The following is a 12,639-nucleotide window of genomic DNA, read 5'->3' as shown; positions in this document are numbered from 1 at the left end:
AGTATATTATGATTAAATCACTTAGTACGGTCTAAAAGGAGGCGTCCGCTATGAGATATGGAATTGCAGTATTTCCCTCGAAAAAACTACAGGATCTAGCAAACTCTTACAGAAAAAGATACGATACAAAATACTCGATGGTGCCACCGCATCTGACGCTGAAGGACCCTTTTGATATGGACGAGGAAAAGCTGCCTGCATTTATTGAGGAAGTACGCAAAGCCGCTGCAGCAGCCCGTCCATTCACGCTGAAAATTTTAAAATACAGCAGTTTTTACCCAGTGACGAATACAATTTATATGAAAGCAGCAGAAACGCCGGCGCTGCTGGATCTTCAGGAAAAGTTGAATGAAGGTCCGCTGAAGCAGGATCGTGAACATCCATTTGTTCCTCACATTACAATCGGACAGGAAATGAACTACGATGAGCTCTCTGATGTATTCGGACGATTAAAGCTGGAAACAATTGAACATGAAGAAACCATAGATCGATTTTCTCTTCTGTATCAACTGGAGGACGGAACCTGGACTGTTTACGAAACATTTCTGCTGGGAAGGAATTCAGCTACATGATACAAATCTTCACAGCGGAAACGAAGGAACAGCTGAGTGACTGCTACCGTGTCAGGCGCGAAGTATTCGTAGGTGAGCAGGGCGTCCCCGCCTCGATTGAAGTAGATAACCTGGAGCACGAAGCAGTGCATTTTGTTGTTTACGACGATGGAAAGGCCATTGGAGCAGCACGAATGCGGCTATCAGAGAATACGGCAAAAGCAGAACGAGTCTGTATTCTGTCCCAGCTGAGAGGCAGCGGGGCCGGTCGGAAACTCATGCGTTTTATGGAGGAGAAAGCTTCTGAGCTCGGAGCGGAAATCATGAAATTAAATGCGCAGACCCATGCAGCCCCATTTTATACCGCGGTCGGTTACTCGATTGTTTCTGAGGAACCTTTCATGGATGCAGGTATTGAACATGTAGCTATGGAAAAAAAGCTGCAGTGATAATGATACGCTCAATCATTAAAAACGGTGCAGAGCAGGTGCTGTGAATTCCTTGCTTCAACACCTTAAAAAACCGGACGATCATGAAACTCTGTAAAGAGATTCAAGAGATCGTCCGGTTTTTATTTTGATATGGCCGCTGTCACTTTGATGTTACAGCTTGAATCACAGCTCCAATCCTAATGGCGGTTCCAGCCTTTTTTCTGCATAAACGGAAGCATGTGCCCCCGTTTGAGTGTAGAAAGCATCCCGGACACCTGCAAAGACCATGTATCGGCTCTTACGCCACCGGTGCGTTCAGAATAGTACGAGGATGTAATATCATCGTACTGCTGAAGAGATTCGGTCTGAGTTTCCGGGGAAAAATATCCATTCTCTGCGTAGACAGCGTCGATGGGAAGACGCGGCTTTTTATCCGGAATTACAGCAGGAGTACCAACACACATACCGAACAAAGGCAGGACGTGGTCCGGCAGGTTCAACAGCTCCGCGACTTCTTCAGCATTGTTTCGAATACCACCAATATAGCAGATGCCGTATCCCATAGACTCTGCAGCCAGAGCGACGTTCTGCGATGCGAGAGAGGCGTCTGAAATACCTACGATTAATTTTTCTGCAGAAGTCACTGCATCCTGAATGTCGGTCTGGTGGATATCTGCAGCAATTTCATGGCGGTGAAAATCAGCGCAGAAAAGAAAGAAATGACCGTTTTCTGCCACGTAAGCCTGATTGCCTGCCAACTGGGCAAGAGACTGTTTTAATGCTTGATCGGTAACGCCGATAATGGTGTATGCCTGAAGGTAGCTGCTTGTGGATGCCGCCTGTCCAGCAAGGACCAGCTGTTCAATATGGTCAGCTGGCAGAGGGTCGGGTTTGAAAGAGCGGACCGATCGGTGGTTCAACATGGTTTCAACTATTTCATTCATTTAAGGACCTCCTGTATTAAATTTATCTGGATGCACTACTGGTTGGAAATGATCGATTGTTCGTCAATCATCCATAATTTATCTGCTTTCATTTCCCAGTACGTATCATCTGAGGCAGCAATCAACGTTTTCTCTTTCCTGCGGATGTACTCGCAAAGTATATCATAAACTTCCTTCTTTTCTTCATCTGGAAAAGGAAATCCCGCATCATCTAATAGGATAAGCGGCGGATCGTTAAGAAGCGTGATGACAAGGGAAGCCTTCCATTCCGCGGCAGGTGAAAGGTCTTCCATAGCTGTCTGCCGTTCAGAGAGTGTGAAACGGAAATGATCAAGGAGCGTATTAACCTCTTCGATTTTATTGGCATCTGGATCGGCACCTGCGGCTGCCTGGTAGATCGACCATTCAGGTACGAGACTGCCTTCCTGATTGACATAGCCGATCGTTTTACTACGGAAGTTTTTCCGGTTGGAAATCAAGTCGGGATCCTGCTGCCAGATAAGAATTTCTCCTCTGCTGCATGGGATCAAAGCTCCGGTCATTCTGAGCGCTTCAGACCGCTGCACAGCATTCCCGCCGGAAAGGTGATGAACATGCTTTTCTTCTACCTTCCAGTCCGCCTCTTTAAAAAGTGTCCGCCATTCATTGTCCTGTTTCATTTTTTTCGTCACAGCTTTCCATTCCACAGCCAGTGTCATAACCATCCTCCTTAGAGCTCTGCATCACGGAAACGGCGGAGGTCCCGTTTGTCTCCGATCATGATGAGCACGTTATCTTTCTCCACCGGCTTCTCCGGGTCCGGGGTAACATTTACTTTTCCCTGTTCTTTGATAGCGATAATTGTACAGCCGTACCGCCTCCGTGAATCGAGGTCGACGAGTGATTTGCCGGCAATTTTTGATGTAGCAAGCATTTCAATGATGCTGTAATCAGCTGAAAGGTCTATATAATCAAGCACTGTATCAGAAGTTAAATAAGCGGCTATCCGGCTTCCCATTTCTTTTTCGGGGTGGAAAATCCGATCGGCCCCAATTTTTTCCAACACTTTATGATGATAATCGTTCTGTGCTTTCACCCAGATATTCGGAACTTCGTGATCTTTAATGTGAAGCGTAGTTAATATGCTAGCCTGAATGTCATCTCCAATGGCCACGATGACATGGTCAAAATTACGGATCCCGACATTTTGAAGCAGATTCTCATCCGTGCCGTCCCCTTCAAAGGTGTGGTCAGCAAACTCGCTCACAGCTTCCAGCTTTTTGGGGTCTGTATCAATAGCAAAAACTTCATGACCCATATGGTACAGCTCTTTACATATGCTGGATCCGAAACGGCCGAGCCCGATAATCGCAAATTGTTTTTTCACCGAGGTTCCCTACTTTCATCCGGAATTTCAATACGTGTATCCGCAAAAGTATAGCATTTACACTCCAGTTGTTTCAAGGTAGACTAAACAGGGAAGAACCAGGCACAAGTCCCGGTGTGAAGCATGATTACGAAAGTAGAAACTGGCAGATAAAGTGAAGGTGGGAATACATGTTATCTAATACTCAGGTTCCGGCAGTTCCGGATATTGTAGAGGAAGTACAGAGAGCATTTACGTGGCAGCAGATACTGACGGCCATCGGTATATTCCTGCTTTTTCTTCTTTTTCGTAAGTTATTTACAACCTATATTTTTAAAGCGATTCTCTTTTTTTCAAGAAAAGTTTCCGTTGATACATTAACGAATGTGCTGCTGGCATTTGAAAGACCGATGCGCTCGTTTCTCGTATTTATCGGGTTGTTTGTTGCCTTCGTTTACGTACCGTTTGATGATACGTATGAGGCTCTGTTTGTGCGCATCTTCCGGACGATACTTATTTTCCATATATTCTGGGGTCTGTTCAATCTTTCTGCCTCCAGTTCGTCAGTATTCACGCAGATCGGCAGGAGATTTAATGTAGAATTTGACCAGATTCTTCTCCCGTTTCTGTCAAAACTCATCCGTTTTGCTATCGTTGTAATGGGTCTCAGTATTATCGCCTCAGAGTGGGAATATAACGTACAGGGGTTTGTAGCAGGTCTGGGGCTCGGCGGTCTTGCATTTGCGCTTGCTGCCCAGCAGACGCTCGGTAACTTCTTTGGCGGTGTCGTTATCATTACGGAGAAGCCGTTTACACTGGGAGACTGGATAAAAACGCCATCCGTAGAAGGTTTCGTCGAAGATATTTCGTTCCGGAGTACGAGTGTTCGGACATTTGAAGATTCGCTCGTCGTTGTGCCGAACTCCACGTTATCCAATGAACCGATTGAAAACTGGACGAAAATGGGAAAAAGACAGATCAGCTTTTCATTGGGCGTGGAATATCAAACGCCGGCTCCGAAAATAAGACGGTGCGTGGAGCGTATTGAAGCAGAGCTTAGACAGCGGGAGGATATTGATGATGAATTAATTATCGTCCGTTTTACGACATTTAACGAGAGCAGCCTCGACTTATTTCTTTATTTCTTTACTCGTCCGACGGGCTGGGTCGATCATTTAAATATTAAGCAGGAAATTAATTACGCTGTACTGGATATTCTTGAATCGGAAGGCGTTTCGGTGGCTTTCCCGACGCAGAAACTCTATATTCACGACGAGAAAAAGGGGGAGGATCATGCGCTATAAATCACTGGATAATGTGAATCAGGGTGAAAAACTTGGTAAAAACATACTGGCTGACGACGGAAGGATCCTTCTTCATAAAGGCGTCGTATTAACCGTCGGGCTGTTAACGAAACTGAGAATGATGGGCGTTCATTCTCTGTTTATTGAGGACGACCGCTTTCCTGATATTGACCACGAAGAAGTTATTTCTGAAACGACAAAGCGGAGAGCGGTCCAGACGCTCTCGGAATCCATCCAGTATATTCAGCAGGATAAGCCGGTGAACACAAAAAATGTACAGGAGACGGTCACGACACTTCTGGACGAGTTAATGGAAAATAAAGACGTATTAATCGCTGTAACCGATATACGTACGCAGAGTAATGCCCTGTTTATTCATCTGCTGCAGGTCTGTCTGATGTCCTCGATGATCGGCATTCAGATGGGAATGAACCGAAGCCGTCTGGAAGAACTGGCTGTCGGAGCACTTCTTCATGATGCCGGCAAATACGCGGGTCCTATTCCTGTGAGAGAACTTCCGCAGGGATATGCAGGAAACGAGGAGGAATTAAAGCATCATTCCTGGAAAGGGTTTAACCTTCTCCGGAAATCTTCGGAAATAAGTACACTCTCCGCTCATATTGCGCTTGCTCATCACGAACATCTGGACGGAACAGGAGCACCCCGCGGTATGAGTGAAGAGGATATCCATTTTCTTGCTAAGATTGTAGCTGTTACGAACGATTATGACCGCCTCACGTCGGAAGGAGAAGAGGGGGAGGACCGGCAGTTGTTTCCGCACGAAGCTGCAGAGTATATCATGAGCAGAACGGGAGAATGGTACGACCACAACGTAGTATGGAAATTTCTCCGTGCTGTCGCTTTTTATCCAAATGGCACCCAGGTGAAACTCTCCAATAACAGGACGGCCGTTGTCACCGGCCAGCATAAAGGACTACCGCAGCGTCCTGTAGTTAGAACCTACGAACGGGATGGAGAATCATTCCTTTATGAAGAAATTGACCTCGCTGCAAATCCGACCGTATTTATTACAAAAGTGTACGAATGACCGCTCCGGTTGCATGAAATGAGCGGTTGAATTATGATAGGAGACGGAAAGATAATTTAAGGAGGCTTATACTCATGAAACAAATGGATGCAAATGAAATTATTCAGTATATCTCGGATGCGGAAAAATCCACTCCGGTAAAAGTACATATTAAAGGGAAGCTTGACGGTATTGACTTCGGCAGCTCCACAAAATCTTTTATTCAGGGAGAGACAGGTGTTCTCTTCGGTGAATGGGCGGATATTCAGGAAGTACTGAAACAGAATGAAAGCCGGATTGACGACTTTGTTATTGAGAACGATCGTCGAAATTCTGCCATTCCGCTTCTGGACATGAAAAACATTCACGCACGGATTGAACCGGGCGCTCTGATCCGTGAACAGGTGGAAATCGGCGATTCTGCTGTTATTATGATGGGTGCTTCCATTAACATCGGTTCGGTAGTTGGCGAAGGAACAATGATTGATATGAATGCTGTTCTCGGAGGAAGAGCTACGGTTGGCAAAAACTGTCACATTGGTGCAGGAGCTGTGCTGGCCGGTGTCATTGAGCCGCCTTCTGCAAAGCCTGTAACGATTGAAGATGGAGTCGTAGTCGGTGCTAACGCCGTCATCCTGGAAGGTGTAACCGTTGGTGAAGGATCTGTTGTGGCAGCAGGAGCCATCGTAACCGAAGATGTTGCGCCAAACACCGTGGTTGCAGGTACACCTGCGAGAGTCATCAAAGAAATTGATGACCAGACGAAGGGAAAGACAGAAATTAAACAGGAACTTAGAAAGCTGAAGAAATAATGACAGAGTATATTTGGGATGAAGAGCGCCTGGCGGCCCGCCGCCGGGCGCTTCATCAAATTCCGGAGGCAGGATTTCAGGAGTTTAAGACACAGAAGTATCTGCTGGATATTTTTTATGAGGTTGATGCACCGCACGTGCATATCCATACATGGAAAACAGGTATATTTGTTTTTATCGAAGGAACGAAGCCGGACAGGACCATTGCATGGCGCGCGGATATGGATGGTCTGCCTATTACAGAAGAAACCGGCTATTCCTTCTCTTCTCAGCACGAAGGCATGATGCATGCCTGCGGCCATGATTTTCATATGACGATCGGCTCGTCGCTTGTGGAATATTTTGCGGATCAAAGACCGGTAAACAATATGTTGTTTTTATTTCAGCCGGCTGAAGAGGGCCCTGGTGGCGCTCTGCCTATGATGCAGTCGGAACTGTTTCAGAAATACCGGCCGGATGAAATCTATGCACTCCATATCGCACCAGATTATCCAGTCGGAACGTGTGCAGCGAATCCGGGTATTCTTTTCGCGAATACGAGTGAACTGTTTATCGACTTTCACGGCCGGGGCGGTCACGCTGCCTTTCCACATACAGCAGAGGATATGACTGTGGCTGCCGCACATTTTATTACTCAGCTTCAGACGATCGTCTCACGGAATGTGTCACCGCTTGATTCCGCCGTCGTTACGATCGGGAAGATGGAATCCGGCACGAAGCAGAATATCATTGCAGAGAAAGCGCGGGTGGAAGGAACGATCCGGACGCTCTCTGTGGAAGCAATGCAGGAGGTAAAAGAACGGATCGAGGGAATGCTCCGCGGGATCGAAGCTTCTTTCCGCTGCAGCACGAGCGTTGATTACGGTTCCTCCTACTGTCAGGTATATAATGATGAAACGTTATTTGAATCGTTTAAGTCAGCGGCAGTGGAGTCGAACGTCATTGCCTTTGAAGAAAGTTCAAAAGCGATGACCGGTGAGGACTTTGGTTATTTTCTTGAAGAGATACCAGGTCTCATGTTCTGGCTGGGTGTAGACAGCGCGTCCGGACTTCATTCCTCCACATTAAAACCGGAGGAGCAGGCGCTCGCTCCCGGAGTGGAATGGCTTGTGGAATGGCTGTCCAGCAGAGATGCCTCCGTCGAGCAGAATAACTAATGGCTTTGGAATAAGAAGAGCGGTAATCGGGAGGAAGCACTTCTGCTGTCCGGCTCTTCTACGTCTGCAGCAGTGTATGCATTTAACGATAATACCGCGGATGAAAAGGATATACGTAAAACCGGCTGACCGCTCTGAGAGCGGTCAGCCGGTTTGATTTTACCAGCGGCGGCAGCTGCCGGACGCGGTGAAGTTGATTTTGTTAAACAGGTTTCTGTCTCGTTTTCCATGAGGCAGAATTTATCCGTGCTGCTCTCCCTTATACATATTTACTTGATGAGGGAAAGGGATTTCAATACCATTGCGGTCGAACGCTTCTTTAATCTCTTTACGCAGAAGACGCTCTACCCCCCACTGCTCCATATTGGCCGTTTTGGCAAGCACACGAAGAACGACTTCGCTGTCTCCGAGCGTCTGAACACCCAGCACATCCGGACCTTCCGTAATCGTATCTCCGAGTTCTGCTTTCACCTTGTCGCAGGCTTCCTGCATCACTTTTGCAGCTTCATCAATATTATCATCGTAGGAGATGCCAATATCGACGAGAGCACGCATGTTGGATCGGGAATGATTGCTCAGGCTGCCAATTTCGCGGTTCGGGATATAATGAACAGTGCCGTCAAATCCACGCAGTTTTGTTGTGCGTAGACCGACTTCCTCCACGACGCCGTCGAGGCCGGCGAGTGTGACATATTCGTCCACATCAATCTGTTTCTCCAGGAGAATGAAAAACCCTGTCACGATATCACTGACGAGCCCCTGGGCACCGAAACCGATGGCAAGACCGACGATACCAGCACCGGCAATCAGCGCCGTAACGTCATATTCAAACACGCCGACAATCAGCGTAATGACGATAAAAATCAGGATATAGGAGAAAACACTGCTGGCAAGCTTCTCCAGCGTTTTCGTACGTCCGGGGGAAATGTTTCGCTGTGCACTCATTTTTGTAAATCCCGAAGAAATAAATCGTCGTCCGACAGCGCGGACAATAAAAAAGACAATAAGAATTCCTACCAGCTGAGCTGTGACCGTTACTGCTTTTGTGCCAATTGCAGCCCAGTTGATTGCTTCAAACCATTCTGGCATGTTGTATGCTACCTCCTTAGGATGAATTCACAACTATGAGTGTACCATACAGGGCCGTGGGAGCAAACGTGAATTTACTGATTGAAACCATCTCCGGGCAAATGTATGATAATGAAAGAGAGAGGAGGCAGGTTCTTTAACCGACATTATGAAAAAACAATTTGCTGTCATTGGACTCGGCCGTTTCGGCGGCAGTATATGTAAAGAATTAAACGATCAGGGAATGGAAGTTCTGGCGATCGATATCAATGAAGATAAAGTTAATGAATATGCCTCTGTAGCGACGCACGCTGTCATGGCGGATACAACGGACGAAAACACGCTGAGAAGCCTCGGAATCCGTAATTTTGATCACGTGATCGTTGCCATCGGCGATAATATTCAGTCCAGCATACTTACAACACTGATGCTGGTAGAACTGGGACTTCCGCATATTACGGTGAAAGCGCAGAATGATTACCATGAAAAGGTGCTGCTGAAAATCGGCGCCCATAAAGTAGTTCACCCGGAAAGAGATATGGGTATCCGCATTGCGCACAATATAGTTTCCAAAAACGTGCTCGACTATCTGGAGCTTTCCGATGAATACAGCATTGTCGAATTAATGGCAGGGCAGCGCGTGGATGGAAGATCGCTTATCGATCTGGATATCCGGGCCAAATTCGGCTGCAATATCATGGCGGTCAAGCGGGAGGAGTATATTGATGTATCTCCGGCTCCGGATCAGAACATCAAAAAAGGAGATATTCTGATCGTTATCGGAGCAGATAAAGACATAACCCGCATGGAGCAGGCGCTGTTTGATGATGACGATGCAGGAACGATGTAATCGTTACATGCATGAACTCTCACAGCTCTGCATGCAGATCTTTAACATCTTTTGCATGTCGAAGTGACTCTTACAGGATATCTGCGGCATCAGATGAAGAGTGTTAAACCGTAAAAAACAGCCCTCACATGTAAAGTGAGAGCTGTAGGAGGAAGCAGGAGCTGATCCTGCTTCTTTTATTAATATTACACTTCCATAATGATCGGCAGGATCATCGGCTTCCGCTTCGTCCGTTCATAGAGGAACGGTCCGAGTGTATCGGAAATCGAATTTTTAATTTCTGACCACTGCGTCGTTTTGTTACCCATCATGTTCTGCAGGTGACCATGAAGTTTCCGCTGTGCTTCGTGGATCAGATCTCCGGATTCCCTCATGTAGACGAAACCGCGTGAAATAATATCCGGACCGGAAGCAACTTTGAAATCTTTCATGTTCAGACTGACGACTACGACAACGAGGCCTTCCTCGGATAGAATCCGGCGGTCTCTAAGCACGATGTTTCCGATATCGCCGATGCCGCTGCCATCCACGTAAACTGAACCGGCAGGAATTTTCCCGGCTGGAGCAGCTTCCTCTTTATCCATCGCCAGAACATCTCCGATATCCATAACGAAGCAGTTCTCTTCGGGAACGCCGCAGTCCTGCGCCATATCAGCATGCATCTTCAGCATCCTGTATTCCCCGTGAATCGGCATGAAATATTTCGGTTTCATCAGCCGGAGCATCAGCTTCTGTTCTTCCTGGCTTCCGTGTCCCGAAGTGTGAATATCATTTAATGATCCGTGAATCACTTCAGCACCGGCACGGAAAAGCTGGTTGATAATTTTGCTGACACTCTGTGTGTTTCCGGGAATGGGTGAGGAAGAGAAAACGACGGTATCCCCGGGAATAATTTGGATCTGGCGGTGTGTGCCGTGTGCGATCCGGGAAAGAGCTGCCATCGGCTCGCCCTGACTGCCGGTACAGAGAATCAGTACCTGGTCCGCAGGAAGCTTGTTCAGCTGATTGGCATCGATAAACGTGCTGTCCGGAGCTTTAATGTAGCCAAGCTCTCTTCCGATGGAAATGGAAGACTCCATACTCCTTCCGAAAACCGCGACTTTCCGGCGGTATTTAACAGCAGATTCCACGGCCTGCTGCAGGCGGTAGATGTTTGATGCAAATGTGGCAAAGATAATTCTGCCGTCTACTTTGCGGAAAATAGATTCAATACTCTCCCCGACTTTCCGCTCGGACATAGTAAAACCGGGAACTTCCGCATTGGTACTGTCAGAAAGCAGACAGAGAACGCCTTCTTCCCCGATTTTTGCCATTTTCGACAAGTTGGCCGGTGTGCCTACTGGGGTGAAGTCAAATTTGAAGTCACCTGTCTGTACAATATTTCCTGACGGCGTTTTCACCACTACCCCGTATGAGTCGGGAATACTGTGTGTAGTGTGGAAAAAGGAAACGGATGTCTTTTGAAATTTGATCACAGAATCTTCATTAATTTCGTGAAGCTTTGCTGTGCGGAGCAGTCCGTGCTCCTCTAATTTGTTCCGGATTAAAGCCAGCGCCAGCTTACCGGCATAAATCGGTACGTTGATCGATTTAAGCAGGTAGGGCACGCTTCCTATATGGTCTTCGTGCCCGTGCGTGATAAACACACCTTTAATTTTGTCTTCATTGCGCACAAGGTACGTGTAATCCGGGATAACATAATCGATGCCGAGAAGGTCATCTTCTGGAAACTTAATGCCGGAATCAATAACGATAATTTCATCCTGAAACTGAACTGCATACATATTTTTGCCGATTTCCCCAAGACCCCCGAGGGAAAAAACAGCTACCTGATGGTTTTTCACTTTCATTGATCCAGACTCTCCACTTCAAAATCGTCATTGGTTTCTTTTTCATAGGCCAGAGCAGCATCTGACAGCGGGGTCACATACTCAATATTGTAGCTGCGCTCTTTTAATCCTTTTCGGACCTCTTCTTCCGTTTCTGCTTCCACATACATAGAATCCGTGCGTTCACGCACAGGTACTTCCGATAACGTTTCCTGATAAAATACTTTAAAAATCATTCGATAATCTCCTTTTCTATAAAATGAACATACTGGTATTAGGCTGTAAAGTCCGTTTTGCTTTCAGACATACAACAACGGGAAGTTAAATTCGACAGCTACACAGACATAGTGCTGTGCTTCCGGCTGACTGCCGAGGCCTGCAGTTATATTTTCTGAAATCCGTTCTCTCCACCTTTTCCATATTTTAAACCTTCCGCCGCCGCAATTCAAGGTTGACCTCCCTGCTTCCTTCTGCTAAAGGGCTGTAAAAGACTTTTGAAAATGGAAATATACCTGTATCCGCGTAAAATAAAAACGCTTCTTCATAAAAGGAAGAAACGTTCTCAGCGCCAATAATCTATTTAAATAACGGTCTCTGCATCGCTTCTTGCAATAACAGCGTGAGGAGGAAGAGGCTGTTTCAGTTTATCGTTGAATTCTTCAATGCGGTCATAGAACATAATTCCATGAAGGTGATCAATCTCATGCTGTACAACGATCGCTTCATAACCTCTGAAGCGGAGCCGCTTTTTTTCACCATTCAGGTCATATGCATCGACTTTTATCCGGGAGTACCTCGGTACGATGCCTTCGACCGGACGATCCACCGATAAGCAGCCTTCTCCGGATTCCAGATACGCCGTGTTCCGGGAATGACTTACGATTTCCGGATTGATCAAAATGTGTTCTTCCGGCTCTCCGTTATCATCCATCGTTCTTACAGCGATAATTTTCAGTGCTTCATTCAGCTGAGGGGCGGCGAGGCCGACACCCGGGCGGAGATCATATTTTTCTGCAGCTTCAGGATCCTGGCCGTTACGCAGAAACTCTATCATTTTCTCGGCCAGTTCTTTATGGGATTCTGTTAATGGGACCGGCACAGTTTCAGCGGGTGTCCGGAGACCGGGATGGCCTTCCCGTATTATATCGTTCATTGTAATCATCACAATCGCTCCTTTTAAACTATATACCTAAGATAATATAACATGAAACGCCTGTTTTCGAGGAGGAAGTTTTTCGGGTGAATGTCCGATGTTGTTTTCATGAGGGGGGAAATAAGACTTGTAAACAAGAGGAAATTGCGATACTTTTGTTTAGGAGTA

General features: G+C 46.7%; 14 protein-coding genes. 7 read left to right on the top strand and 7 right to left on the bottom strand.

Annotated elements, in window-relative coordinates:
- The first annotated feature begins 50 nt into the window (after window positions 1–50).
- Both C6I21_RS12800 and C6I21_RS12795 read left to right on the top strand, forming a co-directional pair.
- Window positions 51–572, top strand: coding sequence for a YjcG family protein (locus tag C6I21_RS12800; RefSeq protein ID WP_105959885.1), 522 nt, complete (start codon window positions 51–53; stop codon window positions 570–572).
- Window positions 569–1,000 (top strand): GNAT family N-acetyltransferase, encoded by a 432-nt coding sequence (locus C6I21_RS12795; RefSeq protein ID WP_105959884.1) that lies wholly within the window; start codon window positions 569–571, stop codon window positions 998–1,000. Before C6I21_RS12800 ends, C6I21_RS12795 begins: the two co-directional genes overlap by 4 nt.
- 179 nt (window positions 1,001–1,179) lie before the next feature.
- Here C6I21_RS12795 and nfsA read toward each other — a convergent pair whose 3' ends face one another.
- Genes nfsA through C6I21_RS12780 form a run of 3 tightly spaced genes read right to left on the bottom strand, consistent with a single transcriptional unit; the run spans window position 1,180 to window position 3,292 of the window.
- Window positions 1,180–1,926, bottom strand: a complete 747-nt coding sequence (nfsA, locus tag C6I21_RS12790; RefSeq protein ID WP_105959883.1) for an oxygen-insensitive NADPH nitroreductase — start codon at window positions 1,924–1,926, stop codon at window positions 1,180–1,182.
- Between the two features lie 35 nt (window positions 1,927–1,961).
- Entirely contained in the window at window positions 1,962–2,624 is a 663-nt protein-coding gene (locus C6I21_RS12785) for an ATP-binding cassette domain-containing protein (protein WP_181186242.1), read from the bottom strand.
- A gap of 11 nt (window positions 2,625–2,635) precedes the next feature.
- Window positions 2,636–3,292 carry a potassium channel family protein gene (locus tag C6I21_RS12780; protein ID WP_105959881.1) on the bottom strand — a complete coding sequence of 219 codons (657 nt, stop codon included), beginning with the start codon at window positions 3,290–3,292 and terminating at the stop codon, window positions 2,636–2,638.
- Window positions 3,293–3,462: 170 nt separating this feature from the next.
- On the opposite strand from C6I21_RS12780, the gene C6I21_RS12775 reads away from it, so the two are divergent.
- The 4 genes from C6I21_RS12775 to C6I21_RS12760 all read left to right on the top strand — a co-directional run bounded on the left by C6I21_RS12775 (window position 3,463) and on the right by C6I21_RS12760 (window position 7,571).
- A complete protein-coding gene (locus C6I21_RS12775) occupies window positions 3,463–4,575 on the top strand; it encodes a mechanosensitive ion channel family protein (protein ID WP_105959880.1) in 1,113 nt (370 codons plus the stop codon).
- The gene (locus tag C6I21_RS12770) at window positions 4,565–5,623 is read left to right on the top strand and encodes an HD-GYP domain-containing protein (protein WP_105959879.1); all 1,059 of its coding nucleotides are present in this window, start codon (window positions 4,565–4,567) and stop codon (window positions 5,621–5,623) included. Before C6I21_RS12775 ends, C6I21_RS12770 begins: the two co-directional genes overlap by 11 nt.
- 74 nt (window positions 5,624–5,697) lie before the next feature.
- On the top strand, window positions 5,698–6,414 hold the full coding sequence (dapD, locus tag C6I21_RS12765) for a 2,3,4,5-tetrahydropyridine-2,6-dicarboxylate N-acetyltransferase (protein WP_105959878.1): 717 nt from the start codon (window positions 5,698–5,700) through the stop codon (window positions 6,412–6,414).
- Window positions 6,414–7,571 (top strand): N-acetyldiaminopimelate deacetylase, encoded by a 1,158-nt coding sequence (locus C6I21_RS12760; protein ID WP_105959877.1) that lies wholly within the window; start codon window positions 6,414–6,416, stop codon window positions 7,569–7,571. The genes dapD and C6I21_RS12760 overlap by 1 nt, the downstream gene beginning before the upstream one ends.
- Window positions 7,572–7,811: 240 nt before the next feature.
- On the opposite strand, the gene C6I21_RS12755 is transcribed toward C6I21_RS12760, so the two are convergent.
- Window positions 7,812–8,660: a mechanosensitive ion channel family protein gene (locus C6I21_RS12755; RefSeq protein WP_105959876.1), complete on the bottom strand. Its 849-nt coding sequence runs from the start codon at window positions 8,658–8,660 to the stop codon at window positions 7,812–7,814.
- A gap of 148 nt (window positions 8,661–8,808) precedes the next feature.
- On the opposite strand from C6I21_RS12755, the gene C6I21_RS12750 reads away from it, so the two are divergent.
- A complete protein-coding gene (locus C6I21_RS12750; RefSeq protein WP_105959875.1) occupies window positions 8,809–9,489 on the top strand; it encodes a potassium channel family protein in 681 nt (226 codons plus the stop codon).
- Window positions 9,490–9,674: 185 nt separating this feature from the next.
- Here the strand turns inward: C6I21_RS12750 and rnjA are convergent, their stop codons facing one another.
- From rnjA to def, 3 genes are all read right to left on the bottom strand, one after another.
- The gene (gene rnjA / locus C6I21_RS12745; protein WP_105959874.1) at window positions 9,675–11,339 is read right to left on the bottom strand and encodes a ribonuclease J1; all 1,665 of its coding nucleotides are present in this window, start codon (window positions 11,337–11,339) and stop codon (window positions 9,675–9,677) included.
- Entirely contained in the window at window positions 11,336–11,554 is a 219-nt protein-coding gene (locus tag C6I21_RS12740) for a DNA-dependent RNA polymerase subunit epsilon (RefSeq protein ID WP_105959873.1), read from the bottom strand. The genes rnjA and C6I21_RS12740 overlap by 4 nt, the downstream gene beginning before the upstream one ends.
- A gap of 344 nt (window positions 11,555–11,898) precedes the next feature.
- On the bottom strand, window positions 11,899–12,480 hold the full coding sequence (def, locus tag C6I21_RS12735; RefSeq protein ID WP_105959872.1) for a peptide deformylase: 582 nt from the start codon (window positions 12,478–12,480) through the stop codon (window positions 11,899–11,901).
- Window positions 12,481–12,639 lie beyond the last annotated feature (159 nt).

The sequence above is a fragment of the Alkalicoccus urumqiensis genome (assembly GCF_002993335.1).
Classification (GTDB): Bacteria; Bacillota; Bacilli; order Bacillales; family Salisediminibacteriaceae; genus Alkalicoccus; species Alkalicoccus urumqiensis.
This window is presented reverse-complemented; position numbering and strand designations above follow the sequence as displayed.

Bases quoted from the DNA above. Each gene is read 5' to 3' on its own strand.
- C6I21_RS12800 (WP_105959885.1), top strand. From the start codon at position 51: ATGAGATATGGAATTGCAGTATTTCCCTCGAAAAAACTACAGGATCTA.
- C6I21_RS12795 (WP_105959884.1), top strand. From the start codon at position 569: ATGATACAAATCTTCACAGCGGAAACGAAGGAACAGCTGAGTGACTGC.
- nfsA (WP_105959883.1), bottom strand. From the start codon at position 1,926: ATGAATGAAATAGTTGAAACCATGTTGAACCACCGATCGGTCCGCTCT.
- C6I21_RS12785 (WP_181186242.1), bottom strand. From the start codon at position 2,624: ATGACACTGGCTGTGGAATGGAAAGCTGTGACGAAAAAAATGAAACAG.
- C6I21_RS12775 (WP_105959880.1), top strand. From the start codon at position 3,463: ATGTTATCTAATACTCAGGTTCCGGCAGTTCCGGATATTGTAGAGGAA.
- C6I21_RS12770 (WP_105959879.1), top strand. From the start codon at position 4,565: ATGCGCTATAAATCACTGGATAATGTGAATCAGGGTGAAAAACTTGGT.
- dapD (WP_105959878.1), top strand. From the start codon at position 5,698: ATGAAACAAATGGATGCAAATGAAATTATTCAGTATATCTCGGATGCG.
- C6I21_RS12760 (WP_105959877.1), top strand. From the start codon at position 6,414: ATGACAGAGTATATTTGGGATGAAGAGCGCCTGGCGGCCCGCCGCCGG.
- C6I21_RS12755 (WP_105959876.1), bottom strand. From the start codon at position 8,660: ATGCCAGAATGGTTTGAAGCAATCAACTGGGCTGCAATTGGCACAAAA.
- C6I21_RS12750 (WP_105959875.1), top strand. From the start codon at position 8,809: ATGAAAAAACAATTTGCTGTCATTGGACTCGGCCGTTTCGGCGGCAGT.
- rnjA (WP_105959874.1), bottom strand. From the start codon at position 11,339: ATGAAAGTGAAAAACCATCAGGTAGCTGTTTTTTCCCTCGGGGGTCTT.
- C6I21_RS12740 (WP_105959873.1), bottom strand. From the start codon at position 11,554: ATGATTTTTAAAGTATTTTATCAGGAAACGTTATCGGAAGTACCTGTG.
- def (WP_105959872.1), bottom strand. From the start codon at position 12,480: ATGATTACAATGAACGATATAATACGGGAAGGCCATCCCGGTCTCCGG.